This is a genomic window from Corynebacterium sp. 335C (genome assembly GCF_053525695.1).
In genome coordinates, this window is the sequence record NZ_JASTTB010000001.1 from 1,375,856 (window position 1) to 1,402,458 (window position 26,603).

Genomic DNA, 26,603 nt, shown 5'->3' on the forward strand with positions numbered 1-26,603 from the left:
GGCATGTCCGCAATCCTAGCGGCCGCCCCGACATCGCCCGTCCGCGTGACGACGCGCCCCGCTTCGCATGTGGCCCGGGCCGCGCGCGGCGCGCGGCCGGCGCGGGGTCCCCGCCCTCCGCGTGACGACGTCCCCCGCGCCGCGTCCGGCCCCCTCCGGGCGAGGGCGGCGCGCGTGCAACAAAGGGGGAAAAGTGACCTGGATAACCCGGTGACGCATGTCCCTATGTAGACTCGCTCACATCGACAGCGCGGGCGCCGACCACGGCGCCGACGTCCGCCCGAACCGACGCGAAAACGGTGTTGTACCGTGGAAACCCCACAAGGGGTGACGTGTCCCCCAGACCGAACGGAGCAGTCGTGGATGATGTGAAGGATATTCTCTCGCGCGCAGGCGTGTTCCAGGGCGTCGATCCGGAGGCCGTGAACAGCCTCCTCGGCGAGCTGGAGACGGTGCGCTTCCCGCGCGGGACGACGATCTTCAACGAGGGCGAGCCCGGCGATCGCCTGTACATCATCATCAGCGGCAAGGTGAAGCTGGCCCGCCATTCGGCGGACGGCCGCGAGAACCTGCTGACCATCATGGGCCCGTCGGACATGTTCGGCGAGCTGTCCATCTTCGACCCGGGCCCGCGCACGTCGTCGGCGGTGTGCGTCACCGAGGTGACGGCGGCGTCGATGAACTCCGAGCTGCTGCACCAGTGGGTCGCGGATCACCCGGACATCACGTCGCAGCTGCTGCGCATGCTGGCCCGCCGCCTGCGCCGGACGAACAACTCGCTGGCGGACCTCATCTTCACGGACGTCCCGGGCCGCGTGGCGAAGGCGCTGCTGGGCCTGGCCAACCGCTTCGGCGCCCCGGAGGGCCCGAACCTGCGCGTCACCCACGACCTGACGCAGGAGGAGATCGCCCAGCTGGTCGGCGCGTCCCGCGAGACCGTGAACAAGGCGCTGGCGGAGTTCGCCCACCGCGGCTGGATCCGCCTGGAGGGCAAGTCCGTCCTCATCACCGACGCCGAGCGCCTGGCCAAGCGCGCCCGCTAGGCCGGGCCCGCTAGGCCGAGCCCGCGACACGGTCCCGCGCAGCTGGCGCCGGCCCGCACCGCGTCGCGGCACCTCCCCGCGCGCGCGGGCGGCGGGGCGCCGCCGCCCCGGCCGGGCCGCACGCCGTCGGCCCGCACCGCGTCGCGGACGCGACGGAGCCCCCGGACCACGTGGTCCGGGGGCTCCGTCGTCGCCGGGGCGGATCCCGTCGCAAAGAAAACGACGGGGACCGCGGGGCTACTCGCCCTGGCTCTCCAGGTAGCGCAGCGCGACGCGCGTCGACTGCTCCGCCGCGTGGCGCAGCACCGGGTCGACGTCGGTGTAGATCTCGTCGACGATGTCGCCCACCGTCGTATCCGGACCGAGCTTCGCCTTCGCCTCGCGCACCTGCTCCAGGCGCTGCTCGCGGCGCTCGATGTACTTCCGCGTCATCACGGTGATGTCCGGCAGATCCTCGCCGTGGCCCGGCAGCAGGCGGACGCCCTTGCCGCGCTCGTCGAGCATGCGCAGGGTCTCCATGTACTGGCCGAGGTCGCCGTCGGTCTCGGAGATCATCGTCGTGTGGCGGCCCGCGATGGTGTCGCCGGTCATGATGCCCTCCACGTCCTCGTCGCCGCCGTCGCCGGTGTGGACGAACAGGCAGGCGGAGTCCGCGGTGTGGCCCGGGGTCAGCACGACCTCGACCTGCGGCGTCACGCCCTCGACGACGACGCGCTCGCCGTCGGTCAGCGGCTCCGCGCCGGTGGAGCAGTAGCGCTTGTCGACGGCGCGGACCGGCGCCCCCGTCAGCTGGCGGAAGCGGCGCGCGCCGTCCGCGTGATCCATGTGGCGGTGCGTCAGCAGGATGAGGGCGACGTCGCCGGCGTTGCGGTGCAGGACGTTCAGGTGGCCCTCGTCCTCCGGACCCGGATCCACGACGATGCTGCGGGCATCGCCCTCCGCCCGGATGATGTAGGAGTTGGTGCCCTCCAGCGCGGCGTAGCTGGGGTTGGGGCACAGGACCACTCCGACGGAGGTCGTGATGGGTCGCAGCTGGCTGTACGCGGGATGCTCCATGCCGCCCATCCTACGACGCCGCGCGGGGGACGCGGCCACCCCCGGGGGCCGGGGCGCCCCACCCCCGCGCCGCGTGGGGCGCGGAGGGGGCGCCGGAGGCGCTCCGGCGGGGCGACTGCGAGTCGCCGTCGGGGCGCCGCGGCCGCCCGGGGCGCGCCCGTCAGGAGCGGACGCGGCAGACGATCTCCACCTCGACCGGGGAGTTCAGCGGCAGCTCGGCGACGCCGACGGCGGAGCGGGCGTGGACGCCCGCGTCGCCGAGGACCTCGCCCAGCAGCTCGGAGGCGCCGTTGACGACGCCGGGCTGGCCGTGGAAGCCGGGGGCCGACGACACGAAGCCGACGACCTTCACCACCTGGACGATGTCGTCCAGCGACGCGACGGAGTCGACGGCGGCGAGGGCGTTGAGCGCCGCGACGCGGGCGAGCTCCTTCGCCTTCTCCGGGTCGACCTCCGCGCCGACGTGGCCGGCGGCCGGCAGCTCGCCGTCGACGAACGGCAGCTGGCCGGAGGTGTGGACGAGGTCGCCGTCGCGCAGCGCCGGCACGTAGGCGGCGACGGGGGCGGCGACGGCGGGCAGCTCGATGCCGAGCTCCTTCAGCCTCTCGGAGTGGGACGTCATCTACTCGCCGTCCTTCTGCAGCGGGCGCTTGAGGTAGGCGAGGTGCTGCTCGCCGGTCGGGCCCGGCAGGACGGAGACGAGCTCCCAGCCGTCGATGCCCCAGCTGTCGAGGATCTGCTTGGTGGCGTGGGTCAGGAGGGGGACGGTGGAGTATTCCCAGGCGGTCTTCTCGGTGCTCATGCCAGCCGAGCCTAATGGCCCGGCGGCCCGCGCGGGAGGGTCCGGCCGATGCGGGGCGGCGGGGCCGGTGCGCGGACGGGAGCGGACCGGCGGGGGCCGCCGTGCACGACGGCCCGCGCCGCCGCACGCCGAAGCCGCCTCCGCGCGCGGCGGGCGTGGTCTACGGTGGGACCCGTGCATCAGGAGGCGCGGGGAAGCGCGATGGCGGGGCCGAGGGTCCACGTCGTGACGGGCAAGGGCGGCACCGGGAAGTCCACGGTGGCCGCCGCGCTGGCCGTGGGGCTGGCCGCCGGCGGGGGCCGCGTGCTGCTGGTCGACGTGGAGGCCCGGCATTCGGCGGCGGCGCCGCTCGGGCTGGCCTCGCTGCCGGCGACGCCGGGCCGCATCGCCGCCGCGGAGGGCGGCGGCGAGGTCCACGGCTGCGCGCCGACGGGCGAGGCGGTGCTGGAGGACTACCTGCGCACGAACTTCGCAGGCGCCGTCGCCGGGTCGGCGATGCGCCGGCTGGGGGTGCCGGAGTTCGTCACCGCCATCGCGCCCGGCCTGAAGGACGTGCTGCTCAGCGGCTTCCTGGTGGAGGAGGCGCGGCGCGGCGGCTGGGACGCCGTCGTCGCCGACGCGCCGCCGACGGGCCGCATCGCCCGCTTCCTCGACGTCACGCGGGCGCTGACGGACATCGCCGCGGCGGGTCCCGTGCACCGGCAGGCGCGGGAGACGGCGGCGTACCTGCGCTCCGGCGAGGTGGCGGTGCACGTCACGGCGCTGGCGGAGCCGCTGCCGGTCACCGAGTCGCTGGAGGCGATCGGCGAGCTGCTGGGCATGGGCCTCACGGTCGGCACGATCGCGGTGAACAAGGTGCTGGACGCGGACGTCGCGGCTGCGGCGGAGCGCGTCGCGATGCGTGACGACGCCCCGGGCGCGGCCCCCGTGCCGGGGCTCGGCGCGGAGGCCGGCGCGGCGCTGGTGGAGGAGGCCCGCGACGCCGCGGCGCGCGCGGCGGTGCAGCGGGAGGCGCTGGCGGAGCTGGAGTCCGGCTGGGACGGCCGCCTGGTGCGGCTGCCGGCGATCCCGGGCGGCGTGCGCGTCGAGGGGATCTACCGCATCGCGGAGCTGCTGATGGGCGGCGAGGACGGCGCGGCCGACGCAGCCGGCTCCGCGGATGCCGAGGGCGGCTCGGACGACGCGACCCGGGAGGAGCGGCAATGACGCGCGTGGTGGTGCTGACGGGCTCGGGCGGCGTCGGCAAGACGACGACGGCGGCGGCGATCGCGGTCGGCCTCGCGGACGCGGGGCTGCGCACGGCGGTACTGACCATCGACCCGGCGCTGCGGCTCGCGCAGGCCCTCGGCGTCGGCGAGCTGGGCGGCGCCCCGGCGGAGGTGACGGAGGTGCCGGGCCTGTCGGCGCTGATGCTGGATCAGTCGGAGCGGTTCGGCGCGATGCTGGCGGAGGCCGGCGCCCCGGAGCTCGCCGGCAACGCCGTGACACGGGCGATGGCCCGCAGCTTCGGCGGCCTGCAGGAGTACCTGGCCATGGATCTGCTGGGGGCGCTGCACGACTCCGGGGAGTGGGACGCGATCGTCGTCGACACGCCGCCGGCGCTGTCGGCGCTGGAGTTACTCGACTCCGCGGAGCGGATGGGCCGGCTGCTGGATCACCCGCTGATGCGGCTGCTGACGTCGTCGTCGGCGCTGGTCGGCGCGGGCGTCACCGTGGTCGGCAAGGTCATCGGCAGCGCGATGCTGGCGCAGGTGGCGGCGTTCGCGAAGGGCGCCCGCCCCGTGATGACGTCGGTGCTGGACCGGTCGCGGCGCATGCGCGCGACGCTGGAGTCCTCCGGCGAGTTCCTCGTCGTCGGCGCGCCCGCGGCGGAGGCGCTGCGGGAGGCCCGCGGCTTCGCCCGCACCCTCGGCGACCAGGGGCTCGCGCCGAAGGCCCTGGTGGTCAACCGCGTCCATCCGGTCGCGGAGGTGCTTGACGACGTCCCCCTGCCCGATCTGGAGGCCGCCGACCCGGATGCCGCGGCCGTCCACCGCTCGCGCGTCGAGCTGGCGGAGGCGGAGGAGAAGCAGATCTGCCGCTTCGCCCGCCGGGTGCCGGGCGTGCCGGTGACGCGGGTGCCGTCGCTGCGCGGCGGCGTCGACGGCGTCGGCGACCTGCGGCGGATGGCGGCGCTGGTGCTGCCGGCCCTCGGCGGCGCGGGCGAGTAGGCGGCCCCGGACGCGACGACGGCCCGGTCCCCGGACGGGGATCGGGCCGTCGTCACGCATCATCCGCGCGGAACCCCGCGCGGACCGTGCGACGCGCGCCTAGCGGGCGTCGAACTGGCGGGCGGCGTAGAAGTCCGCCCAGCTGGTGATCTCCGGATGCTCCTTCAGCAGCGCGCGGCGCTGGCGCTCCGTCATGCCGCCCCACACGCCGTACTCCACGCGGTTGTCCAGCGCGTCCGCGCGGCACTGCAGCGCGACCGGGCAGTGGCGGCAGATGACCGCGGCCTGGCGCTGGGCGGCGCCGCGGACGAACAGCTCGTCCGGGTCGATGTCGCGGCACTTCGCCTGCGGCACCCACTCGTGCCGGTTGCGGAAGCTCTCCGGGCCGAGCTCGCGTACGGGCGCGGTGGCCGTGGCCTGCGTTCCGGCGGTGGTCGGCTGGGAGATGGTCGCGGTCATTGTCGCTCCTCGTAAACCGTGGCGTACGGGGTGGTCGGCATCACTATTGAGCGGTAAGTGTAATCACATAGTCTTCGGACTGTCTACTGCGTCACATTTCGGGCAGGCGTACGCGGCCCGTCACGGCGTGCGATAGGCTCCCCGCCCCTCCGGCGCGACACGTCCACCATCCCCGGCCATCCCCCGATCCACCCCCGGATCCGCGCACGTCACGCGGCCGAGCCGCCCGACGGCGCCCTCCGTCCCGGGGCCTCCCCCGGCCGATCCCCGGCGCTCCCCCCGCATGAGGGAATGCCGGACGATTCCGGGTGCACGCCGCGCACCTATATCGTGGAGCGCGTGAACACAGGAAGGCACCTCGCAGCCCTGGTGGCCGCCACCGTCGTCGGCGGGCTCCTCGTCGCCCTGGCGCTGTTCCCCGTCGTCGGCGGGACCGGCGCCGTGCTCGCCCGCACCTCCGACGAGCTGGCCTCCTCGACCGAGTCGATCACCTCCGGCCGCGCCCCCGGCGTGACCACCATCAACGACGCCTCCGGCAAGCCGATGGCCTGGCTCTACGAGCAGCGCCGGTTCCCCGTCCCCTCCGACCGGATCTCCCCGGCCATGAAGGACGCGATCGTCGCCATCGAGGACCGCCGCTTCTGGGAGCACTCCGGCGTCGACTGGAAGGGCACCGCCCGCGCGGCGCTCACCAACTTCACCGCCGGCTCCGTCCAGCAGGGCGCGTCCACCATCGAGCAGCAGCTGATCAAGAACCACGCGTTCCTCGTGGAGGCGGAGAACGAGGCCGAGCGCCGCGCCGCCGTCGCCACCGACTACGGCCGCAAGCTCCGCGAGATCCGCCTGGCCCAGGACCTCGAGGGCCGCATGAGCAAAGACCAGATCCTCGCCGCGTACCTCAACCTCGTGCCCTTCGGCAACGGCGCCTTCGGCATCGAGGCCGCCGCCCAGACCTACTTCGGCATCCCCGCCGCCGACCTCACCGTCGCCCAGTCCGCCCTGCTGGCGGGCATGGTGCAGCAGACCTCCGGCCTGAACCCCTACACCAACCCGGAGGGCGCCCGCGCCCGGCGCGACGACGTGCTGAACGCCATGGCCGACGTCGGCGCCGTCAGCCACGCCGAGGCCGACGCCGCGAAGGCCACCGAGCTCGGCGTCCTGCCGCAGCCGAACATCCTGCCGGAGGGCTGCATCGCCGCCGGCGACAACGGCTTCTTCTGCGACTACGTCATCCAGTGGCTCGAGGGCCACGGCCTGCCCGCCGAGGAGCTGACCCGCGGCACCTACACCGTCAACACGACCCTCGACCCGGAGGTCCAGGCCTCCGCCGAGGCGGCGCTGGAGAAGAACGCCTCCCCCACCGCCGACGGCGTCGCCGAGGTCATGAACGTCGTCCAGCCCGGCGAGGACTCCCGCCGCGTCCTGGCCATGGCGTCGTCCCGCCACTACGGCCTCGATCCCGCCGCCGGCCAGACCGTCCAGCCGCAGCCGTACACCATGGTCGGCAACGGCGCCGGCTCCGTGTTCAAGGTCTTCGCCGCCGCCGCGGCCGTCGAGCGCGGCATGGGCATCGACACCACCCTCCAGGTCCCCCGCCGCTACGAGGCGCAGGGTCTCGGCGACGGCGGCGCCGAGGGCTGCCCCGCCGGCATGTACTGCGTGGAGAACGTCACCTCCTACAAGCCGTCGATGACGCTGTCGGAGGCACTGGCCCACTCCCCCAACACGACGTTCGTGATGCTCGCCGAGCAGCTCGGCGTCCCCGCCATCGCCGACATGGCCGTCCGCCTGGGCCTGCGCTCCTACGCCGAGCCCGGCACCTGGGACGCCGACACCTCCATCAAGGACTACGTCTCCGAGGCCACCCTCGGCTCCTTCGTCCTCGGCCCCACGCCGATCAACGCCCTCGAGCTGTCCAACGTCGGCGCGACGCTGGCGTCCAAGGGCCGCTGGTGCGAGCCGTCGCCCGTCGACGCCGTGCTCGACCACGCCGGCAACCCGGTCGAGCTGGACCTGAAGCCCTGCGAGGACGCCATGGACCCGGGCGCCGCCTCCGCCGTCGCCAACGCCATGGGCCTCGACCACGTCGAGGGCACCGCGGAGGGCGCCGCCGAGGCCGCCGGCTGGTCCGGCCCGATGGCCGGCAAGACCGGCACCACCGAGTCCCACCAGTCCGCCGCGTTCCTGGGCTTCACCTCCGGCCTGTCCTCCGCCGTGTACGCCTACAACGACGGCCCGACGACCAGCGAGCTGTGCACCTCGCCGCTGCGCCAGTGCGGCTCCGGCGACCTGTACGGCGGCCGCGAGCCCGCCCGCACCTGGTACGACGCCGTCAACCCGGTCATCGGCCGCTTCGACGGCGCCACGCTGCCGGAGATGGACCCGAAGTACCGCTCCAACCACACGGCCATCCCGTACGTCGCGGGCCTCAAGGAGGACGAGGCGCGGAAGAAGCTCGAGGAGGCCGGCTTCAAGGTCACCACGACGACCGCGTCCGGCACCGGCCGCCCGGCCGGGGAGGTCACCGGCGTCACCAACGCCAACACCGTCCTGAAGGGCGGCCTGGTGGTCATCGCCGTCTCCGACGGCTCCCGCCCGGCGCCGCCCCCGCCGCCGGCGCCGGCGCCCGGCCCGGCTCCGGCCCCGGATGAGGCGCCGCGGCCGGACAACCCGTCGAACAACGAGCCGCCGCCGGTCGCGCCGCTGCCGGACTCGATCGACATCCCGGGCATCGGCACCATCCCGCTGCCGGGCTAGGCGCGGGGCCGGATGCCAGCCGGCCTCCCCGCCCCTCCCGCCAAACGGAGCGGACAACGCGAAAGGGACCCAGGTAGACCTGGGTCCCTTTCGCCGTAACGGGGTCCCGCCGCGGCCCCGGCGACGGGGCCCGCAGCGGCGCGGCCGGCGGCGCCGCGACGAGGCGAGGGCCCCGTCGTCACGCACCGCGCACGCGCCCGCGCGCTACCCCTGCAGCTTCGCCTTGACGGCGTCGGACAGGCGGCGGCCGTCGACGGCGGCGCCGGCCTTCTCCTTGGCGGCCTTCATGACCTGGCCCATGTGCTTCATGGACGGGGCGTCGTCGCCGCAGACGTCGGCGACGACGCCGTCGACGAGGGCGCCGAGCTCGGCGTCGTCGAGCTGCGCGGGCTGGTACCGGGCGAAGACCTCGGCCTCGCCCTCCTCCTTCTCCGCCAGCTCGGGACGGCCGGCGTCGCGGTAGGTCTCCGCGGACTCGCGGCGCTTCTTCACCTCGCGCTCGATGACGCGGAGGATGTCGTCGTCGGTCAGCTCGTGCTTGGCGCCGGTGGCCTCCTCCGCCTGGATGGCGGCCTTGAGCTGGCGCAGCGCGGCGAGGGTGTCCTTGTCGCGGGCCTTCATGGCGGTCTTCATGTCGGCCAGGATGGTGTCCTTCAGTTCGCTCATGCGGCCAGCGTAGTGCGGCGGCCGCCCGCGGCGAGGGAGCCGCGGCGGGGGAACCGCCCGGCCGGGCTGCCGTATCGTGGCCATGTGATGGACGGGAATGCGCGACGAGGCGATGACGGGCGGGCCCGCGGGGCCCTGGCGACGGCGGCGCGGTGGGCGCTCGGGACGATGGCGGCGGGCGCCGCGGCGGGCGCGGCGACCGCGTACTACGCCAACCAGGTGGAGCTGACGGATTTCCGGCTGCACCGGGTGACGGTGCCGTCGGATCCGTCGCGGCCGGGCCCGCGGGGCGCGGCGCCGCTGCGGATCCTGCACGTGTCGGATCTGCACATGACGCCGACGCAGCCGGAGAAGGTCCGGTGGGTGCGGGCGCTGGCGGATCTGGAGCCGGATCTGGTGGTGAACACGGGCGACAACCTGGGCGGCGAGGCGGTGCCGCAGGTGCTGGAGGCGCTGGAGCCGCTGCTGCGGTTCCCGGGGGCGTTCGTGTTCGGCACGAACGACTACTTCGCGCCGAAGAAGGTGAACCCGTTCATCTACCTGACCGGGAAGAAGCGGAAGCCGTCGGAGGTGGAGCTGCCGTGGCGGGGAATGCGGGCGGCGTTCATCGAGCACGGGTGGCAGGACGCGACGCACCGGCGGCTGGGGTTCACGGCCGGCGGGTGGCGCGTGGCGATGGCGGGCGTCGACGATCCGCACCATCACCTCGACGACTACGACCGCATCGCGGGCGCGCCGGAGGACGGCGCGGACGTGGCGATCGGCCTGTCGCATTCGCCGGAGCCGCATGTGCTGGACTGGTTCGCGGCGGACGGCTACCGGCTGGTGATGTCGGGGCACACGCACGGCGGACAGGTGTGCCTGCCGGGCGGGCATGCGCTGGTGACGAACTGCGGCATCGACCGGTCGCGGGTGAAGGGCCTGTCGCGGTGGACGGAGGGCACGTGGCTGCACGTGTCCAATGGGCTGGGGACGTCGCCGTATGCGCCGGTGCGGTTGTTCTGCGCGCCGTCGGCGACGCTGATCGAGGTGCTGCCGTAGGCCCCCGGAACGGGCGTTGACCCGGCGTTTTGCCTTTATCGGGCGGGCCGGGTTAATGTGTACGACGTTGCCGACAGGGTTCGGCACGGACCGGGGTATGGCGCAGCTTGGTAGCGCGCTTCGTTCGGGACGAAGAGGCCGTGGGTTCAAATCCCGCTACCCCGACCAGAACACGAGGACCCGCCGCTCATCTGAGCGGCGGGTCCTCCGTCGTGCGCGGGGTTGCGGTGCGCAGGTGGTGCTTTGCGACGGTCACCGCCGCGGCTCCCCGCCGCCCCGGCGCCGGGGTCCGGGCCGGGTGCGGCGGGGCGGGCGTCAGCCGTCCGTGCGACCGGGGGCGGGGTCGGTGCCGGCGTCGGGGGCGTCGGCCGTGTCGGCGTCGGCGGCGGTGTCCGCCTCGTCGGCCTTGTCGGCGGTATCCGCCTCATTCGCCCGCGCCTCGACGGCGTCGAACTCCGCGGTGTCCGCCGCCTCGGTCTCGTCCACGGCGTCGTATTCGGCCGGCTCGTACTCGGCCGGCGCATGCTCCGCGGGCGCGTACTCCGCCTCCGCGTAGCCGGCTCCGGCCCCGCCGGCCGCCACGGCGGCCAGCTCGCGCCGGTCCCCCGCCCCGGCGGCGAACGCCAGCAGGAGGCCGAGGATCAGGACGGCGCCGAGCACGGCGGCGGCGAGCAGCAGGCCGGGGGCCATGGCCCCGCCGCCGGAGCCGAGGGAGGCGAAGGCGGTCATCGGGTAGTGCAGCGGCATGACGCCGGACAGGACGGCCATCCAGGCGGGGACGGGCTCGCCGCCGTCGAGGGCGGTGCGCCAGACCCAGCCGACGACGCCGACCTGCGCGGCCAGGCCCAGCAGCACGGCGACGGATCCGACGGCCCGGCCGAACAGCCGCACGGCGGCGGCGGTGGCGGCGGCCGTCGCGGCGACGGCGAGGACGAGGATGCCGCCGGCCAGGGCGATCGCCCCGGCGGGCACGCCCGCGGCGTCCGCGGCCGCGTCCGCGCCGGCCGCGGCGCCCGGCCCGGTCTCGCCGGCCAGCAGCAGGCCCAGCAGGGCGGCCGCGGCGACGGCGACGACGCCGCCGGCGGTCAGCAGCGTGCGGGAGACGCGGCCCGCCCCCGCGGCGACGGCGGCGGCGCGGACGCCCAGCCGCATGCCGGCGGGCAGGAGCATGAGGGCGGCGCCGGCGACGGCGGCCAGGGCGGCGGCGAGGAACGCCGCGGCCGGGGAGACGCCGAGCTCCGCGAAGCCGCCGGCCGTCCCGGCGTCGTCGGCGGACGGGGCGAGGCCGGCGGCCTCCAGCTGCGCCATGGTCGGGGCGGGAGCGGTGGTGCGGGCGGCGGCGACCTCCCGGTCGATGGTGGCGGCCATGCCCTCGATGCGGCCGTGGCCGTCGCGCAGCTCGCCGAGGCCCTCGTGGAGCTTCCGGGAGCCCTCGGTCGCCTGCCAGACGCCGTTGCGGAAGTCGCCGTTCGGGCTGTTCAGCTGGGTGGCCATGTCGTTGACGCCGGTCTTCAGCTCGTTGAGCTTCCCGTCCAGCGCGGCGAAGTCGACGGTGTCGAGCTGGCGCTGCAGGCTGTCGAGGTCGGCGATGATGCCGGCGGCCGCCGGGTCGTTCGACGCTCGCAGGGATTCGCGGGTGCGGTCGATGGCGCCGTCGACCTGGCCGGCGGCGACGGCGGCGACGCTGATGTTGCCGACGGTGGCGTTGACGCCGTCGGCCAGCGCCTGGGCGCCGCGGCCGAGCTCCCTGGTGCCGTTCTGGATGAGGATCATGCCGTCGGCCAGCTCCTTCGAGCCGTCGTGCAGCCGGTTGATGCCGTCGCGCTCCTGCGCCAGGCCCATGGTGAGGAAGCCGGTCTGCCCCGCCGCGGCGTTGACGTGGCCGCGCGCGGTCTGCAGCGCGGCGACGTCGACGCCCGCGGCGGACGACGTGCCCGTCCAGCCGCCCGGCACCGCCGGGGCCGACGCGCCCTCTCCCCCGGCGCCCGCGCCGCCCGCGGCACCCCTGGCGGCGCCCTCCGGCGCACCCGCCGCGCCCGCCGCGTCCGCGACGGCCGGGCCGCCGGGCTCCCCCGCGACGCGGGCGCCGGCGAGGATCCCGCCCGCCAGGAGCGGGAGGAGGACCAGCAGGGCGATGACCGCGGTGAGCGGCCGTGGGCGGTGTCCGGTGCGGGGTTCCATGCCCGGAAAATACCCCGGTCAGCGCCGGTGCCCGGCCGCGCCTCGCCGGGGGGCGCCTTGGTAAAGTCGTGGGGAAAGCGTCGGCGCCCGATCGGCGGCGCTTTGCGCGCCCCGCCACCCCCGGCACGACGCCGAGGCGGGCCGTCGCCTCACCGGCCCCGGCCGGGTCGCGCGGCCCCGTCGGAGGCTCCCCGGCGCCGGACGGCCCTCACCCGGGCCGCGGGTCGCGTGACCGACAACCGACCGCGACAACGGAAAGCGACCCAGCCGTGACACTGCTCAGCGTCCCCGCTCTGGTTGCGTGCGGTCTCGTCCTCACCCCCCTGTTCGTCAAGCTGCTGGGCCGGCATGCCGGCTGGCCGCTGACGGCGTTCTTCGTCGCGGCCGGCGTGCAGCTGGCCCGCCTGGCGCCGGAGGTCTTCGGCGCCGGCGGCGCGGACGGGGCGGGCTCCACGACCGCGGGCGGCGCGCCGCCCGGCGGGGTGCTGTGGAGCGTCGACTGGACGGGGCCCCTGCTCCCCGGCGGGCAGGGCGTGGACTTCGCCCTGCGCCTCGACCCCCTCTCGTTCGTCTTCGCCATGCTCCCGCTGGTGATCGGCTCCGTGGTGTTCATCTACTCCACCGCCTACCTGCCGCCGAAGCGCGGGAACATGAGCTTCTACGTGCTCATGACCGCGTTCATGCTGGCGGTGCTGCTGCTGGTGCTGGCCGATGACGTGGTGCTGCTGTTCGTCGGCTGGGAGCTGGTCTCCCTGGCGTCGTTCATGCTCATCGCCCGGTCGGGCCGCTCCGGCTGGGCCGGCTCGCTGCGCACGCTGTTCCTGACGTTCACCGGCGGCCTGCTGCTGCTGGCGGCGCTGGGCGTGGCCGTGTGGGCGACGGGCACGACGCGGGTGTCCGAGCTGCTGGTCCACCCGGTGTGGGCGGAGCGGCCGGGCGTCGCGGCGACGGCGGCGGCGCTGACGGCGTTCGCGGCGTTCTCGAAGGCGGCGCAGATCCCGTTCCACCCGTGGCTGCCGGAGGCGATGGCGGCGATCACGCCGGTGTCGGCGTTCCTGCACGCGGCGGCCGTCGTCAAGGCGGGCGTCTACCTGCTGCTGCGCTTCTCGACGGCGTTCGCGGACGTCCCGGCGTGGCAGCTCATCCTCATCGTCGTGGGCATGGCGACGGCGGTGTCGACGGCGTTCTTCGCCATCGCGCAGACCGACATCAAGCGCCTGACGGCGTACTCGACGGTGTCGCAGCTGGGCTGGATCGTCGCGACGATCGGCGTCGGCACGCACTTCGCCATCATGGCGGCGGTCGTGCACACGCTGGCCCACGCGCTGTTCAAGTCCTCGCTGTTCATGCTCGCCGGCGTCGTCGACCACGAGTCGGGCTCGCGCGACATCCGCCAGCTCGGCGGGCTGGCGAAGAAGATGCCGTGGACCTGCGGCTCCATGGTGCTGGGCGCGGCGTCGATGGCCGCGGTGCCGCCGACGCTGGGCTTCCTGTCCAAGGAGGGCATGCTGACGGCCTTCGAGGAGGCGCCGCTGCCCTCGTGGGGCGTCGTGGTGCTGCTCGCGGCCGCCGGCGTCGGCGCGCTGGCGACGTTCACGTACTCCGCGCGCCTGGTGTTCGGCATCTTCGTCGACCGCCACGACACGGACCGCTGGGGCGTGGAGCCCCACGACCTGTCGCACGCGCACGAGGCGCCGGTGCCGCTGTGGCTGCCGGCGGCGCTGCCGGGCGTGCTGTCCCTGCCGCTGGCGTTCGCCGCCGGCGTCATGGACGGCCCGCTGGACCGGGTGGCGCAGTCCGTGCTGGGCGGCGACTGGGCGGAGACGCACCTGACGCTGTGGCACGGCTTCACGGTGCCGTTCATCATCTCGCTGGTCGTGCTGGTGCTCGGCGTCGTGCTCATCGTGGTGCGCCGCCCGCTGTACGACTGGTTCACGGCCCGTGACCTCACCCCGTTCACCGGCGTCGACGCGCTGGAGGCGGTGCAGGCCGGCGCCGATCGGTTCGGCCGCGTCCTGGGCGCCCCGGCGAAGTCGCATTCGCCGAGCCGCCACATGGCCCCGATCCTCATCGTCCTGGCCGTCTACGCCCTCGTCGTCACGCTCGCGCCGGGTCTCGGCGGCGTGCCGGCGGCACCGAAGGTGGAGGGCATCGACAACCTCATGGACCTCATCCCGCTGGCCGTCGTCCTCGTCGGCACATGGGCGACGATCCAGGCGCGCAACCGCCTGCAGGCGGCGGTGCTGCTGGGCGTCACCGGCACGGGCGTGACCATGCAGGTGCTCCTGCTGGGCGCGCCGGACGTGGCGATGACGCAGTTCCTGGTGGAGATCCTCACCGTCGTGCTCATCATGCTGGTGCTGCGCCACCAGCCGCGCTCCTTCCCGGAGACCACGAGGAAGCGCCGCATCGGCGCCGCGGCCGTCGCGATCGCGGCGGGCCTGGCGACGTTCGGCGCCGTGTGGATGCTGACCGGCCGCCGGGGGAAGACGGACCTGGCGCACTGGTACCTGACGCAGGGCCCGGAGATCACCAGCGAGAACAACGTGGTGAACACCATCCTCGTCGAGTTCCGCGCCTTCGACACCATGGGCGAGCTGGCCGTGCTGGGCATGGCGGGCATCGCGATGGCGGCGGTCGTGAACTCTGTGCCGCGCTGGCCGCACGTGGCGGGCCGGCCGGGTCCGCTGCCGCAGCCGCAGCTGGCGTCGGATCCGATGACGGGCCTGAACAAGTGGATGATCCCGATCCTGTGCGTCATCTCGTTCCTCGTGCTGTGGCGCGGCGGCAACGAGCCGGGCGGCGGCTTCAACTCCGCCCTCATCGGCGCCTCGATCCTCATGCTCGTCTACCTGGCCCGGCCCACGGACGCCCCGGTGCTGCCGAAGAACGTGCCGTACTACCTGTCGGGCCTGGGCATCGTCATCGCGATCGTCACGGGCTACGTCGGCTACGCGAAGGGCTCGTTCCTCGCGCCGCTGTACGGCTACGTCGGCGACAAGCACCTGACGACGGCGCTCATCTTCGACGTGGGCGTCTACCTGGCGGTGCTGGGCATCATCGCCGCGTCCCTCAACCACCTGGGCGGCCCGTCGCGGCCGGGCTCCCCGAAGGAGCGGGAGCAGCTGGCGGACGGGATCGTGCACCGCACGGGCCTGCACGTTCCGCCGCCGCAGCGCGAGGCCCGCGCGGCGCTGGCGCACCGGGACTCCGGTGGCGCGGGCGGCGCGCACGGCGACCACGGCCCCGGGGCGCACGGCACGGACGCCGGCGGCCCCGACGATTCCGGACGGAAGGAGGTGCGGGCGTGATCATCGCGATTCTCGCGGGAGTGCTGGTCGCGGGCGGCGCCTACCTGGTGATGCAGCGCGGCATGGTCCGCATCATCATCGGCATGACGCTCATCTCGCACGCGGCGAACCTGATCCTGCTGTCGACGGGCGTCGGCGCGTGGCGCGCCGAGCCGCTGATGCAGTACTCGGACGCGGCGGAGGCGGCGGACGCCCTTCCGCAGGCGTTCGTGCTGACGGCCATCGTGATCACGATGGCGGTCACCGCGCTCATGCTCGCCCTGGCGGGTCTGGGGCGTGACGACGAGACCCGCGTCAGGGAGGACGCCGACGCGAACTCCCTGATGACCACGGCCGGGCGCCGGGCGTGGGACGGGTACGAGGGCGACTCGGATGACATCGAGAACGCCCCGACGCCGGACGGCGTCACGGACACGAGGGGAGGTGGCGCCCGATGAGCCCGGAGACGATTTCGGCGGCACTGCCGCTGTTCGTGGCCGTGCCGCTGATGCTGGCGGCCGTCGCGGCGATGCTGCCGTGGCACCGGGCGCGCGTCGCCCTGTCCGTCGTCGTGCCCGCCGGCGTCGCCGGCTGCGCGTTCGCGCTGCTGGGCTGGACGATGGCGAACGGGGCGGTCGGCCACAACGTGGGCGACTTCCCGGGCGGCGTGTCCATCCCGTTCGTCGCCGACCCGATGTCGATGCTCATGCTGGGCGTCGCGGCGTCGGTGGTGCTGGTGGCGTCGTGGTACGCGGAGGCGGTCGGCGAGAACGACTCGCGGTTCTTCTCCGCCCTGACGCTGATGATGCTGTCGGGCGCCGCGGGCGCCTTCCTGACGGCGGATCTGTTCAACTTCTTCGTGTTCATGGAGGTCATGCTCCTGCCGTCGTACGGCCTGACGGCCGTGTCGGGCACGTGGCGCCGCCTGGCGGCGGGCCGCTCGTTCATCCTGGTGAACATCCTGACCTCGACGGTGCTGCTGGTCGGCGTCGGCCTCCTGTACGGCGCGGCGGGCAGCGTGAACATCGCGCTGCTGGGCGGCATGGCGTCGGAGGGCGGCGCGGGCGCCGTGGCGCTGGGCATCGTCGTCATCGCGCTGAGCGTGAAGGCGGGCCTGGTGCCGGTGCACACGTGGCTGCCGCGCACCTACCCGGGCACGTCCTCGGCGGTGATGGGCATCTTCTCCGCGGTGCACACGAAGGTCGCGGTGTACATGCTGTTCCGCATCTACGTGGTCATCACGGGCATGAACCCGTCGTGGAGCTGGGGCATCATCGCGGTGATGGTCGTGTCCATGCTGGTCGGCGGCTTCGCCGGCCTGGGCGAGCGCACGATGCGCGAGATCCTGGCGTACCAGATGGTCAACGGCATGCCGTTCATCCTGGTGGTGCTGGCGTTCACGGACGGCGACCCGGCGACGGCCCTGGCGGCCGGCGCGTTCTACGCGGTGCACCACATGGTGACCGTGGCGTCGCTCATCATGGCCACCGGCGCGGTGGAGGAGACGTACGGCACGGATTCGCTGGCCCGCCTGTCGGGCCTGGCGTCGCGCGACAAGCTGGTCGCGTGGGTGATGGCGGCGATGTCGCTGTCCATCGTCGGCTTCCCGCCGTTCTCCGGCGTGTTCGGCAAGGTCGCCATCGTGTTCACGGCGGCGGAGGCCGGCGACGCCCGGTCGTGGGTCGTCATCGCGGCGATCATCGTCGCGTCGATCGGCGCGCTGCTGTCGATGATCCGCCTGTGGGGCGGCGTCTTCTGGGGTCCGCCGATGGCGGGCGTGCCGGAGGGCCGCCGGGTCTCCGCGGCGAAGGTCGCGCCGTCGGCGGCGCTGGCCGTCGTCAGCGTGCTGATGTTCGTGTTCGCGGGCGTCGTGGCGGCGTGGACCGGCGCCGCCGCCGATGCCCTGCTCGACGTGGGCGGCTACCAGGCCGCGGCCCTGGGGCCGTGGGAGGACGTCGTCCCGGCGGGCGTTGACGGGGGAGGTGCCCGATGAAGGTGCTCCATGTGCTGCGCTACGGCCTGTGGCTCGTCGGCCAGGTGATCGTGGCGGCGACGGAGGTCATCGTCGACAACTTCCGCATCCGGCAGGATCAGCACCCGGTGCTGGTGGGCCTGCCGCTGCGGGTGAGTTCGACGACGGAGGTGACGGCGTTCGGCGCCTCCATCACCATGACGCCGGGCACGCTGGTGTGCGGCGTCCGCGAGGCCGATCCGTCGGACGCGGATCTGGTGCCGGCCGTGGACGGGGAGCCGCCGCGGTTCTTCGTCGTCCACTGCATCTTCGGCGGCGATCCGGCCGCCCTGGTGGAGTCGTTCCAGGAGATGGAGGAGAAGCTGGCGCCGCGGGTGCGGGACATCCCCCGCCCGGGCGGGTTCCTGTTCGACGAGTACGACCCGGAGGTCCAGCCGGATCCGAGGGCGTACATCGGCACGAGGCTGGAGGCGGAGGAGCCGGGGTTGTGGCGTGACGCCGTGACCCCGATCGTCTCCGGCGACGAGGAGGTGCGGCCGTGAACGAGACGGCGGTGCAGGTGATCTCCGGCATCGGGATCGTGATCTGCGGCCTGGCGTTCGTGCTGGGCGCGGTGATCGTGTTCAAGGTGAAGGAGAACGTGAGCCGTGCGGTGCTGGCCGACGCGGCGTTCTATCCGATGGTCGGCGTCTTCCTGACGACGGCCCTGCTGCGCGAGACGGCGATCCGCTTCGACATCGCGATGCTGGCGGGTCTGCTGGGCATCCTGTCGACGGTGGGCCTGTCGCGCGTGCTGTCGAAGGGCAGGAGGTGATCGGCGTGGACTTCATGGGAATCGTGCTGACGGTCCTGTTCGGCGTCTCGGTGGTCCTGGGTTCGACGTATCTGCTGGGCGCGGTCGTCGCGATGTGGCGCAGCCCGGATGCGCTGTCGCGGCTGAATCAGCTGTCGGCGGGCATCACGGTGGGCATTCCGCTGCTGGTGGGCGCGAACCTGATCCTGGAGTTCGATCAGGGGCTGCTGACGTGGTCGAAGGTGCTGACGGCGGTCGTGGCGATCGCAGCGGTGCTGGTGGTCGCGACGGTGGCCTCCGAGGTGCTGGCGCGTGCCGTGCTCGGCGTGCGCGACGGGTCCTCGCGGGATCGTCTCCCGTTCGTGGATTCGCGTGACGACGGGGACGGCGACGGCTCGTAGTCCCCGGCGCATGCCCAGCGCATGGCCCCCGCCGGCGTCGCCGGCGGGGGCCTCGTCGTGTTCCGGGGGAGGGCGCCGCGTCACATCCCGGGGCGCAAAAGGGGTTCGGCGCGTTGCGGCACGTCAGATGCACTGACGCGCATTCACTTTTAACGCAGCCGGGCCTTCGTCGATTTGTTACGCAATGGAGATCGAGTACCCCCCTTCCGGGGGTGGCGCGAAAAACCGGGGCAAACGGCGATAGGCCGGGATACGACTCGTCACCACCTGGGCTTATTCATATCCTCGCAACAAAACATTAAATAAGTGAACGGAGGTTTTGACCTGCAAAAACATCCCTCCATTGCCCTAATCCAAGGCGATCCTTAATATGCGATGCGAACACGGGGATCGCCTATCAGGAGGTTCCCGGCCCATCATCATCTGGAAGGACCTTCAGCATGGATTGCACCGCCTGCAACCTCCCCGAGATCATCGCCGCGTTCGGCGAGTGGAACGCCCCGCAGCTCGACGTCGCCCTGCCGTGGGGTGCGGTCGAGGAGATCGGCGGCAACGTCGACTTCGTCGACATCGGCGACGTGAACTTCGGCTCCTCCGACATCCTGGACGTCTCCGACATCGCCGACGTCCAGTGGGACGAGTCCACCGACGTCTCCGACATCGCCGACGTCGAGGTCTCCGGCATCGGCACCTAAGGGCCGAGTCGCGCGCCCGCCACCGCGCGGGCGCCGTTCCCTTCCTCCCTCTTTCCCTCCTGGCCTGAAAGGAACACCACCATGGAGAACCTGCCCGAGATCATCGCCGCCTTCGGCGAGTGGGACGCCCCGCAGCTCGACGTCGCCCTGCCGTGGGGTGCGGTCGAGGAGATCGGCGGCAACGTCGACTTCGTCGACATCGGCGACGTGAACTTCGGCTCCTCCGACATCCTGGACGTCTCCGACATCGCCGACGTCCAGTGGGACGAGTCCACCGACGTCTCCGACGTGATCGACGTCTCCGTTTCCGGCGTCGACGCCACCCCGGCCTGATAACCGGAATCGGCACTAGACCGAATCCTCGAGCCGTCACGGCTCACCCGGCGCCCCTCCCCCGTCCCCTGCCGGGGGCGGGAGGGGCGTCGCCGCGTAGCGGGGCCCCGGGCCATCGCCACCCGCCGCAGGCGGGCGGCGGTCGCCGGAGTCCCGGACGACGCCCCCACCCGTTTACACTGCACACAGCATTTCCGACTTCCCGAGGGGACACATCGTGGACGAGACCCAGGCGTTCATCGACGTCGCGTCCGGCACCGAGCTGGACGGCATCACCATCAACATCAACTTCCCGTACTCCGCCGTCGAGGTCATCGAGGGCGACGTGAACTTCGTCGAGGTCGGCGACATCGGCTTCCCGCAGCCGCACGCCGAGGTCTCCGACGTGGTCGACGCCGATCTGCCGGGTGACGGCGACAATGCCGGCGAGGGCGCGGGCGACGGCGCCGGTGAGGGTGCCGGTGACGGTGCCGGTGACGGCGCCGGCGACGGCGCTGGCGAGGGCGCTGGCGACGGTGCCGGTGACGGCGCCGGCGAGGGCGCTGGCGACGATGCCGGTGACGGTGCCGGTGACGGTGCCGGTGACGGCGCCGGCGACGGTGCCGGCGAGGGCGCCGGCGACGATGCCGGTGACGGCGCTGGCGAGGGCGCCGGCGACGATGCGGGCAAGGACGACGAGGGCGAGTCCGGCGACGACGCCGGCAAGGACGGCGCCGACGACGCGGGCGTCGACCAGTCCGATGAGAAGGCCGAGGCCGCCGACGACGAGGGCGACTCCGGCGACGACGCCGGCAAGGACCAGTCCGAGGAGAAGGCCGAGAACGAGGACACCACCGGCCGCGACCAGTCCGAGGAGACGGCGGAGGCCGCCGACGAGAACTCCGCGGGCAAGGACCAGTCCGCCGAGGAGGCCGAGGCCAAGGACGAGCCGGGCCTGGACCAGTCCGAGGAGAAGGCCGAGGCCGCCGACGAGAACTCCGCGGGCCAGGATCAGACCGAGGAGAAGGCCGAGAACGAGGACAAGCCGGGCCGCGACCAGGTCGAGGAGACGGCCGAGGAGGCCGACTCCAACGGCGCCGGCCGCGACGACGTCTCCGACTCCAAGCTCAAGGAGGCCGTCGAGCGCATCTTCAACCCGCAGCTGCGCTCCGCCGACGCGTGGATGGCCAACCAGGAGGGCATCGACACCCTCTGGGCCTAACCGCCCCCGGGCCGCACGGCCCACCGCGCACGCCGCCGTCGCCTCCGGGCACGGCGGCGTCGCCGATCCCGGCACCCGCACGCCCCCCGGCCCGCCCCGGCTCCGGCCACGCCCGTTCACGCGCCGTTCACCGGCCCGACCGCGGGCGGCACCGGCCGGCCGCCCCGGCATACCCTTCAATCAGGCGCAGCGTCCTCACCCCTGCGCAGCGCCTACCGAGGGGAGGGCCGCCCGCCAGGCGGGGACCCGGGGGACATCACCTCTGTTCCCCGGGCCCACCGACGGGCGGCCGCACGACACGCCCCTCCGCCCCCGCACATGAAGAGGACCCCGCCGCACCACTCGGGTGCGGCGGAGTCCGGCCGATCGGGGCGTCGTCACGCATCGCGAGGGCGACCCCGCACCGGCCCGCAGGGGGCCGGCGGGCGGGGGGCTACGCCTCCTCCTTCAGCTCCGCGAAGCGCTTGCGGACCTCGGAGCCCAGCCACTCGTCGACGTTGGTCCAGTACTCGTAGACCTTCTCCTCGACCTCCGGGGAGACGCCCTGCATGGCGCGGGAGATGTTGCCCGCGAGGCGGTCGCGCTCGTCGTCGTTCATGACGTTGCGGACGAGGTCGCCGGCCTGGCCGAAGTCATCGTCCTCGGCGTGGGCGACGTAGGCGCCGCGGAACGGCTCCTCGCCCTCGGAGGCCCACAGGCCCAGGTCGCCGGCGTCGGACGTCTGCTGCGCGCCGCGGCCCTCGATGTTGGAGCCGTGGACCGGCAGCTTCGGGTCCGCGAAGCGGTAGGTGCCGAAGCCGTCCTGGGAGAACGTGTTGACCTGGTTGCGCGGCTGGTTCACCGGCAGCTGGTCGGAGTTCGCGCCGAGGCGGTAGCGGTGGGCGTCCGCGTAGGAGAACGCGCGGGCCAGCAGCATCTTGTCCGGCGAGAAGCCGATGCCCGGGACCAGGTTCGACGGGGCGAACGCGGCCTGCTCGATCTGGGCGAAGAAGTTGCGCGGGTTCTCGTTCAGCGTGAAGTGGCCGACCGGAATCAGCGGGTAGTCCTTCTGCGACCAGGTCTTGGTCAGGTCGAACGGGTTGAAGCGGTAGTCCGCCGCCTCATCGAACGGCATGATCTGCACCTTGACGTCCCAGGTCGGGAATTCGCCGCGCTCGATCGCCTCGAACAGGTCCTTGCGGGAGTGGTCGGTGTCCTGGCCCACCAGCTCCTCGGCCTCGGCGTCGGTGAGGTAGTCCCAGCCCTGGCGGGTCTTGAAGTGGTACTTCACCCAGAAGCGCTCGCCGGCCTCGTTGATCCACTGGTAGGTGTGCGAGCCGAAGCCGTCCATGTTGCGCCAGGTCTTCGGGATGCCGCGGTCGCCCATCAGGTAGGTCACCTGGTGCGCGGACTCCGGGGACTGCGTCCAGAAGTTCCACTGCATGTTCGCGTCGCGCAGGCCCGTGTCCGGGAGGCGCTTCTGCGAGTGGATGAAGTCCGGAAACTTGATGCCGTCGCGGATGAAGAACACCGGGGTGTTGTTGCCGACGAGGTCGTAGTTGCCCTCCTCCGTGTAGAAGCGGAGGGAGAAGCCGCGGACGTCGCGCCAGCCGTCCGGGGAGCCCTGCTCGCCCGCGACGGTGGAGAAGCGGGCCAGCATCGGGGTGACCTTGCCCGGCTGGAACAGATCCGCCTTCGTGTACTTCGAGACGTCCTCGGTGACCGTCAGCTCGCCGAACGCGCCGCCGCCCTTGGCGTGGACGACGCGCTCCGGGATGCGCTCGCGGTTGAAGTGCGTCAGCTTCTCGATGAGGTGGACGTCATGCAGCTGCACGCCGCCCTGCGGGCCGGTGGTGACCGAGTGCTGCTCGGAGGAGACCGGCGCGCCGTTGAGGCGGGTGGTGTCGCCGTTGGAGGTGCCCGTGTCCATGCCGCGGTCGGCGATGTCCTTGGAGGAAGTCATTGATGAGGCTCCTTGTCCTGATGGGTGATTCGCTTTTGTTTTTCCGGTTGTGCGGGGCGGCGCCGGTGGCTGATGCGCCAACATCCCGCTTACAGGGATTGACCATACACGCCCTATCAGTTCGGCGCAATTGATACTTTTCTACAATCGCAACGGATACTGACTTAGGCAAGTTCTCCCTATCCCCTCCCTACCAGCGCACCGGCTGCCCCGCAGGGCCGGGCGGATGGGCGCATAAGCCGGCCGCGGGGGCCGTCGTCACGCGCAAAACCCCTGGTATGGTCACTGACCATGACCACGCACCGCAGCGACGACGACCGCGTCACCGCCCTGGCCCTCAAGGCCGGCCGCGGCGACCGCGCCGCGCTGACGGAGTTCATCCGCGCCACCCGCACCGACGTCTGGCGCCTGCTCGCCCACCTGGCGAACACCGACGTCGCCGACGACCTGACGCAGGAGACCTACCTGCGCGTCATGTCGGCGCTCCCCCGCTTCGCCGCCCGATCCTCCGCGCGCACCTGGCTGCTGTCGCTCGCCCGCCGCGTCTGGGTCGACTCCGTGCGCCACGACATGGCCCGGCCCCGCAAGTCCGCCGTCGAATGGGACGACGCCCGCGAAAGCGCCGAACCCCACCCCGCCGACGGCGCCGACACGTGGTCCGAAATCGTCGACGCCCGCGCCCTCCTCGACCGGCTCGACCCCGACCGGCGCGAGGCGCTCATCCTCACCCAGGTCCTCGGCTACACCTACGCCGAGGCCGCCGCCATCGCCGGCTGCCGCGTCGGCACCATCCGCTCCCGCGTCGCCCGCGCCCGCAAGGACCTCGTCGACGCCACGGACGCGGGGCGCGCCGGGGGCGCGGGGTCCGGGGCCGGCCCGGGCTCCGACGCGGCGGGCGCCGACGGCGAGGGCGAACAAGGCCGCGCCGCCCGCCGCTTCCGCGCGGTCTGACGGAGCGCCGGCGGGCGACGGCACGCGACAGCCCGCGGACGCCGCCGCACGACGGCCCGCGGACACGCGAAACGGCCGCCGCCCCGGAAAGCCGGGGAGGCGGCCGTCGTCACGCAAAAACGCGCACACCGCGCGCACCGCACGCGGCGCACCGCGCGGGCGACGCGCCCGCGGGGGCTACACCAGCAGCTCGGCGATCTGGATGGTGTTCAGCGCCGCGCCCTTGCGCAGGTTGTCGCCGGACACCACGAACACCAGGCCCCGGTTGTCCGGGACCGACTGGTCCTGGCGGAAGCGGCCGGCCAGGGAGTCGTCGACGCCGGCGGCCTCCAGCGGGGTCGGCACGTCGACGAGCTTCACGCCCGGGGCGTCCGCCAGCAGCTCGCGCGCGCGATCCGGCGTGATGGCCCTGTCGAACTCCGCGTGGATGACCAGCGTGTGGCCCGTGAAGACCGGCACGCGGATGCACGTGCCCGCCACCGCCAGCTCCGGGATGTCGAGAATCTTGCGGGACTCGTTGCGGAGCTTCTGCTCCTCGTCCGTCTCCTCCGACCCGTCGTCGACCAGGTTGCCCGCCATCGGCAGGGCGTTGAACGCGATCGGCTTCACGTACGGGCCCAGGTCGCCGGCGGTGAAGGCGGAGCCGTCGGTCGTCAGCTGCTCCATCACGTCGAGGTTGCCGCGCACCTGCTCCTCCAGCGTGCGCACGCCCGCCAGGCCCGAACCCGACACCGCCTGGTAGGAGGCGACGCGCAGGCGCTGCAGCCCCGCCTCGTCATGCAGGGGCTTGACGACGGGCATCGCCGCCATCGTCGTGCAGTTCGGGTTCGCGATGATGCCCTTCGGCGTCCGCTTCGCGGCGTCCGGGTTCACCTCCGACACCACGAGCGGGACCTCCGGGTCCTTGCGCCACGCCGACGAATTGTCGACGACGGTCGCGCCGGCCGCCGCGAACCGCGGGGCCTGCTCCTTCGACAGCGTGCCGCCCGCGGAGAACAGGGCGATGTCGATGCCCTTCAGATCCTCGTCCGACGTCGCGGCGACGTCCTCGACGACGACCTCCTTCCCGCGGTACTCGAGCGTCGTGCCCGCCGAACGGGCCGACGCGAAGAAACGGACCTCGTCGGCCGGGAACTCCCGCTCGGCGAGGATGGAGCGCATCACGCGGCCGACCTGGCCGGTGGCGCCGACGACGGCGATGGTGGTCATGGGGTGATTCCTCCTGGTGGGGTGGCGGCTCGGGGCGGTGCGTGACGACGGCCGCCGCGGCGGCGGGGCCTGCTGGCGGCGGCGTCGGGCGGGTGCCGGGCCTAGCGGCCGGTGCCCGCGTACACGACGGCGGCCTCGTCGCCGCCGAGGTCGAACGCCTCGTGGAGCGCGCGGACGGCGTCGTCGAGCTCGGTGTCGTGGACCAGCACGGAGATGCGGATCTCGGACGTCGAGATGAGGTCGATGTTGATGCCGTGGTCCGACAGCGCCTCGCAGAACGTGGCGGTCACGCCCGGGTGGGACTTCATGCCGGCGCCGACCAGCGACACCTTGCCGACGTGGTCATCGTACGTCACGTCCGCCCAGCCCTCGTCGTCCTGGAGCTTCTTCAGCAGCTCCATCGCGCGCGGGGCGTCCTCCTTCGGGCAGGTGAAGGTGATGTCCGTGCGGTTGTCGCTCAGCTTCGACACGTTCTGCAGGACCATGTCGATGTTGATCTCCGCGTCCGCGACGGCGCGGAACATCTTGGCCGCGTGGCCCGGCTCGTCCGGGATGCCCAGGACGGTGACCTTGGCCTCGGAGCGATCGTGCGCGACGCCGGTGAGAACTGCTTCTTCCATGGGGATATCCTCCACTGATCCGTTGACGAGGGTGCCGGGTTCGTTGCTGTACGACGAGCGCACCCGCAGCGGCACGTCGAAGGCCCGCGCGTACTCCACGCAGCGCAGCTGCAGGATCTTCGCGCCGACCGCGGCCATCTCCAGCATCTCCTCGAAGGAGATGGTGTCCAGCCGCTGGGCGTCCGGGACGATGCGCGGATCGGCGGTGTAGATGCCGTCCACGTCCGAGTAGATCTCGCACACGTCCGCGTTCAGCGCCGCCGCCAGCGCGACGGCCGTGGTGTCGGAGCCGCCGCGGCCCAGCGTCGTCACGTCGCGGGTCTCGCGGTTGACGCCCTGGAAGCCGGCGACGAGGCAGATGTGCCCCTCGTCCAGCGCCTCCTGCACGCGGCCCGGCGTCACCTCGACGATGCGGGCGTTGCCGTGGCGCTCCGTCGTGATGACGCCGGCCTGCGAGCCGGTGAACGAGCGCGCCGACGCGCCCAGCGAGGAGATCGCCATCGCGACCAGCGCGTTCGAGATGCGCTCGCCCGCGGTGAGCAGCATGTCCATCTCGCGGGCCGGCGGCACCGGATTGACCTCGTTGGCCAGATCCAGCAGCTCGTCGGTCGTATCGCCCATCGCGGAGCACACGACGACGACGTCGTTGCCGCGCTTCTTCGTCTCGACGATCCTCTCCGCGACGCGGCGGATGCGTTCGGCGCTCTCCAGCGACGAACCTCCGTACTTCTGCACGACAAGTGCCATAGGTGGGGTCCTCCGATCCCCGCGGACCGGCGTCGCCGGCCGCGTCCTAGCTCGCGGGCTCCCGCGGACGGCGCCGCGGAAGGATTGCTGCGCATACGATACACCAGCCCACCCCGCGGTTAACGACGGGAACCGCCCGCCGGGACCTGCGGCGACGCCCGGCCACGCGCGTCCACATGGTGGGATCGCGCGGCCGTGCGGCGGGCGCCGCCGCCCGCTCCGCGGTGCTGTGCG

The 26,603-nt window shown here is 73.1% G+C and carries 24 protein-coding genes and 1 tRNA gene; 16 read left to right on the forward strand and 9 right to left on the reverse strand.

Going from position 1 to position 26,603, the window contains the following annotated elements; genetic code table 11:
• Positions 1-359 precede the first annotated feature (359 nt).
• A complete protein-coding gene (gene glxR / locus QQS41_RS05985) occupies positions 360-1,043 on the forward strand; it encodes a CRP-like cAMP-activated global transcriptional regulator GlxR (protein ID WP_448851734.1) in 684 nt (227 codons plus the stop codon).
• Positions 1,044-1,280: 237 nt separating this feature from the next.
• Here the strand turns inward: glxR and QQS41_RS05990 are convergent, their stop codons facing one another.
• From QQS41_RS05990 to QQS41_RS06000, 3 genes are all read right to left on the reverse strand, one after another.
• Positions 1,281-2,099, reverse strand: a complete 819-nt coding sequence (locus QQS41_RS05990) for an MBL fold metallo-hydrolase (protein ID WP_448851735.1) — start codon at positions 2,097-2,099, stop codon at positions 1,281-1,283.
• Between the two features lie 160 nt (positions 2,100-2,259).
• The gene (locus tag QQS41_RS05995) at positions 2,260-2,721 is read right to left on the reverse strand and encodes a RidA family protein (protein ID WP_448851736.1); all 462 of its coding nucleotides are present in this window, start codon (positions 2,719-2,721) and stop codon (positions 2,260-2,262) included.
• Positions 2,722-2,901 (reverse strand): hypothetical protein, encoded by a 180-nt coding sequence (locus QQS41_RS06000; protein ID WP_448851737.1) that lies wholly within the window; start codon positions 2,899-2,901, stop codon positions 2,722-2,724.
• A gap of 225 nt (positions 2,902-3,126) precedes the next feature.
• On the opposite strand from QQS41_RS06000, the gene QQS41_RS06005 reads away from it, so the two are divergent.
• Together QQS41_RS06005 and QQS41_RS06010 are read left to right on the forward strand one after the other, a co-directional pair.
• Positions 3,127-4,107, forward strand: coding sequence for an ArsA-related P-loop ATPase (locus tag QQS41_RS06005; protein WP_448851738.1), 981 nt, complete (start codon positions 3,127-3,129; stop codon positions 4,105-4,107).
• Positions 4,104-5,111 (forward strand): ArsA family ATPase, encoded by a 1,008-nt coding sequence (locus QQS41_RS06010; protein ID WP_448851739.1) that lies wholly within the window; start codon positions 4,104-4,106, stop codon positions 5,109-5,111. Before QQS41_RS06005 ends, QQS41_RS06010 begins: the two co-directional genes overlap by 4 nt.
• A gap of 99 nt (positions 5,112-5,210) precedes the next feature.
• On the opposite strand, the gene QQS41_RS06015 is transcribed toward QQS41_RS06010, so the two are convergent.
• Positions 5,211-5,570 carry a WhiB family transcriptional regulator gene (locus tag QQS41_RS06015; RefSeq protein ID WP_448851740.1) on the reverse strand — a complete coding sequence of 120 codons (360 nt, stop codon included), beginning with the start codon at positions 5,568-5,570 and terminating at the stop codon, positions 5,211-5,213.
• Between the two features lie 330 nt (positions 5,571-5,900).
• On the opposite strand from QQS41_RS06015, the gene QQS41_RS06020 reads away from it, so the two are divergent.
• Positions 5,901-8,327: a transglycosylase domain-containing protein gene (locus QQS41_RS06020; RefSeq protein ID WP_448851992.1), complete on the forward strand. Its 2,427-nt coding sequence runs from the start codon at positions 5,901-5,903 to the stop codon at positions 8,325-8,327.
• Positions 8,328-8,531: 204 nt separating this feature from the next.
• Here QQS41_RS06020 and QQS41_RS06025 read toward each other — a convergent pair whose 3' ends face one another.
• Entirely contained in the window at positions 8,532-8,993 is a 462-nt protein-coding gene (locus tag QQS41_RS06025) for a GatB/YqeY domain-containing protein (protein WP_448851741.1), read from the reverse strand.
• A 168-nt stretch (positions 8,994-9,161) separates the two neighbouring features.
• Here QQS41_RS06025 and QQS41_RS06030 point away from each other — a divergent pair, with 168 nt between their 5' ends.
• A complete protein-coding gene (locus QQS41_RS06030; RefSeq protein ID WP_448851993.1) occupies positions 9,162-10,034 on the forward strand; it encodes a metallophosphoesterase in 873 nt (290 codons plus the stop codon).
• A gap of 91 nt (positions 10,035-10,125) precedes the next feature.
• Positions 10,126-10,202, forward strand: a tRNA-Pro gene (locus tag QQS41_RS06035).
• Between the two features lie 147 nt (positions 10,203-10,349).
• Here QQS41_RS06035 and QQS41_RS06040 read toward each other — a convergent pair.
• Positions 10,350-12,215: a hypothetical protein gene (locus tag QQS41_RS06040; RefSeq protein WP_448851742.1), complete on the reverse strand. Its 1,866-nt coding sequence runs from the start codon at positions 12,213-12,215 to the stop codon at positions 10,350-10,352.
• 269 nt (positions 12,216-12,484) lie between these two features.
• Here QQS41_RS06040 and QQS41_RS06045 point away from each other — a divergent pair, with 269 nt between their 5' ends.
• The 9 genes from QQS41_RS06045 (at position 12,485) to QQS41_RS06085 (ending at position 20,900) form a co-directional block, all read left to right on the forward strand.
• On the forward strand, positions 12,485-15,526 hold the full coding sequence (locus tag QQS41_RS06045; RefSeq protein ID WP_448851743.1) for a DUF4040 family protein: 3,042 nt from the start codon (positions 12,485-12,487) through the stop codon (positions 15,524-15,526).
• Positions 15,523-15,963, forward strand: a complete 441-nt coding sequence (locus QQS41_RS06050; protein ID WP_448851744.1) for a sodium:proton antiporter — start codon at positions 15,523-15,525, stop codon at positions 15,961-15,963. Before QQS41_RS06045 ends, QQS41_RS06050 begins: the two co-directional genes overlap by 4 nt.
• Positions 15,960-17,498, forward strand: a complete 1,539-nt coding sequence (locus tag QQS41_RS06055; protein ID WP_448851745.1) for a monovalent cation/H+ antiporter subunit D family protein — start codon at positions 15,960-15,962, stop codon at positions 17,496-17,498. Before QQS41_RS06050 ends, QQS41_RS06055 begins: the two co-directional genes overlap by 4 nt.
• Positions 17,495-18,019 carry a Na+/H+ antiporter subunit E gene (locus QQS41_RS06060; RefSeq protein ID WP_448851746.1) on the forward strand — a complete coding sequence of 175 codons (525 nt, stop codon included), beginning with the start codon at positions 17,495-17,497 and terminating at the stop codon, positions 18,017-18,019. Before QQS41_RS06055 ends, QQS41_RS06060 begins: the two co-directional genes overlap by 4 nt.
• A complete protein-coding gene (locus QQS41_RS06065; RefSeq protein WP_448851747.1) occupies positions 18,016-18,291 on the forward strand; it encodes an MnhF protein in 276 nt (91 codons plus the stop codon). The genes QQS41_RS06060 and QQS41_RS06065 overlap by 4 nt, the downstream gene beginning before the upstream one ends.
• Before the next feature lie 14 nt (positions 18,292-18,305).
• Entirely contained in the window at positions 18,306-18,671 is a 366-nt protein-coding gene (locus QQS41_RS06070) for a monovalent cation/H(+) antiporter subunit G (protein ID WP_448851994.1), read from the forward strand.
• A 440-nt stretch (positions 18,672-19,111) separates the two neighbouring features.
• Complete coding sequence (locus QQS41_RS06075; protein WP_448851748.1) at positions 19,112-19,366, forward strand: hypothetical protein; 255 nt, start codon at positions 19,112-19,114, stop codon at positions 19,364-19,366.
• Positions 19,367-19,447: 81 nt separating this feature from the next.
• Positions 19,448-19,699, forward strand: a complete 252-nt coding sequence (locus tag QQS41_RS06080) for a hypothetical protein (protein ID WP_448851749.1) — start codon at positions 19,448-19,450, stop codon at positions 19,697-19,699.
• A gap of 217 nt (positions 19,700-19,916) precedes the next feature.
• Positions 19,917-20,900, forward strand: coding sequence for a hypothetical protein (locus QQS41_RS06085; RefSeq protein ID WP_448851750.1), 984 nt, complete (start codon positions 19,917-19,919; stop codon positions 20,898-20,900).
• 433 nt (positions 20,901-21,333) lie between these two features.
• Here the strand turns inward: QQS41_RS06085 and QQS41_RS06090 are convergent, their stop codons facing one another.
• Positions 21,334-22,842, reverse strand: coding sequence for a catalase (locus QQS41_RS06090; RefSeq protein WP_448851751.1), 1,509 nt, complete (start codon positions 22,840-22,842; stop codon positions 21,334-21,336).
• A 291-nt stretch (positions 22,843-23,133) separates the two neighbouring features.
• On the opposite strand from QQS41_RS06090, the gene QQS41_RS06095 reads away from it, so the two are divergent.
• Positions 23,134-23,793: an RNA polymerase sigma factor gene (locus QQS41_RS06095; protein WP_448851752.1), complete on the forward strand. Its 660-nt coding sequence runs from the start codon at positions 23,134-23,136 to the stop codon at positions 23,791-23,793.
• A 177-nt stretch (positions 23,794-23,970) separates the two neighbouring features.
• Here the strand turns inward: QQS41_RS06095 and QQS41_RS06100 are convergent, their stop codons facing one another.
• Both QQS41_RS06100 and QQS41_RS06105 read right to left on the reverse strand, forming a co-directional pair.
• Complete coding sequence (locus QQS41_RS06100; protein WP_448851753.1) at positions 23,971-25,002, reverse strand: aspartate-semialdehyde dehydrogenase; 1,032 nt, start codon at positions 25,000-25,002, stop codon at positions 23,971-23,973.
• A gap of 101 nt (positions 25,003-25,103) precedes the next feature.
• The gene (locus QQS41_RS06105) at positions 25,104-26,369 is read right to left on the reverse strand and encodes an aspartate kinase (protein WP_448851754.1); all 1,266 of its coding nucleotides are present in this window, start codon (positions 26,367-26,369) and stop codon (positions 25,104-25,106) included.
• Positions 26,370-26,603 lie beyond the last annotated feature (234 nt).

Excerpts from the sequence above, each read along its gene's own strand:
- QQS41_RS06100 (WP_448851753.1), bottom strand. The coding sequence starts at position 25,002 with ATGACCACCATCGCCGTCGTCGGCGCCACCGGCCAGGTCGGCCGCGTG.
- QQS41_RS06075 (WP_448851748.1), top strand. The coding sequence starts at position 19,112 with ATGGATTGCACCGCCTGCAACCTCCCCGAGATCATCGCCGCGTTCGGC.
- QQS41_RS06095 (WP_448851752.1), top strand. The coding sequence starts at position 23,134 with ATGACCACGCACCGCAGCGACGACGACCGCGTCACCGCCCTGGCCCTC.
- QQS41_RS06105 (WP_448851754.1), bottom strand. The coding sequence starts at position 26,369 with ATGGCACTTGTCGTGCAGAAGTACGGAGGTTCGTCGCTGGAGAGCGCC.
- QQS41_RS06060 (WP_448851746.1), top strand. The coding sequence starts at position 17,495 with ATGAAGGTGCTCCATGTGCTGCGCTACGGCCTGTGGCTCGTCGGCCAG.
- QQS41_RS06030 (WP_448851993.1), top strand. The coding sequence starts at position 9,162 with ATGGCGGCGGGCGCCGCGGCGGGCGCGGCGACCGCGTACTACGCCAAC.
- QQS41_RS06080 (WP_448851749.1), top strand. The coding sequence starts at position 19,448 with ATGGAGAACCTGCCCGAGATCATCGCCGCCTTCGGCGAGTGGGACGCC.
- QQS41_RS05990 (WP_448851735.1), bottom strand. The coding sequence starts at position 2,099 with ATGGAGCATCCCGCGTACAGCCAGCTGCGACCCATCACGACCTCCGTC.
- QQS41_RS06025 (WP_448851741.1), bottom strand. The coding sequence starts at position 8,993 with ATGAGCGAACTGAAGGACACCATCCTGGCCGACATGAAGACCGCCATG.
- QQS41_RS06000 (WP_448851737.1), bottom strand. The coding sequence starts at position 2,901 with ATGAGCACCGAGAAGACCGCCTGGGAATACTCCACCGTCCCCCTCCTG.
- QQS41_RS05995 (WP_448851736.1), bottom strand. The coding sequence starts at position 2,721 with ATGACGTCCCACTCCGAGAGGCTGAAGGAGCTCGGCATCGAGCTGCCC.
- QQS41_RS06055 (WP_448851745.1), top strand. The coding sequence starts at position 15,960 with ATGAGCCCGGAGACGATTTCGGCGGCACTGCCGCTGTTCGTGGCCGTG.
- QQS41_RS06010 (WP_448851739.1), top strand. The coding sequence starts at position 4,104 with ATGACGCGCGTGGTGGTGCTGACGGGCTCGGGCGGCGTCGGCAAGACG.
- QQS41_RS06090 (WP_448851751.1), bottom strand. The coding sequence starts at position 22,842 with ATGACTTCCTCCAAGGACATCGCCGACCGCGGCATGGACACGGGCACC.
- QQS41_RS06015 (WP_448851740.1), bottom strand. The coding sequence starts at position 5,570 with ATGACCGCGACCATCTCCCAGCCGACCACCGCCGGAACGCAGGCCACG.
- QQS41_RS06040 (WP_448851742.1), bottom strand. The coding sequence starts at position 12,215 with ATGGAACCCCGCACCGGACACCGCCCACGGCCGCTCACCGCGGTCATC.
- QQS41_RS06070 (WP_448851994.1), top strand. The coding sequence starts at position 18,306 with ATGGGAATCGTGCTGACGGTCCTGTTCGGCGTCTCGGTGGTCCTGGGT.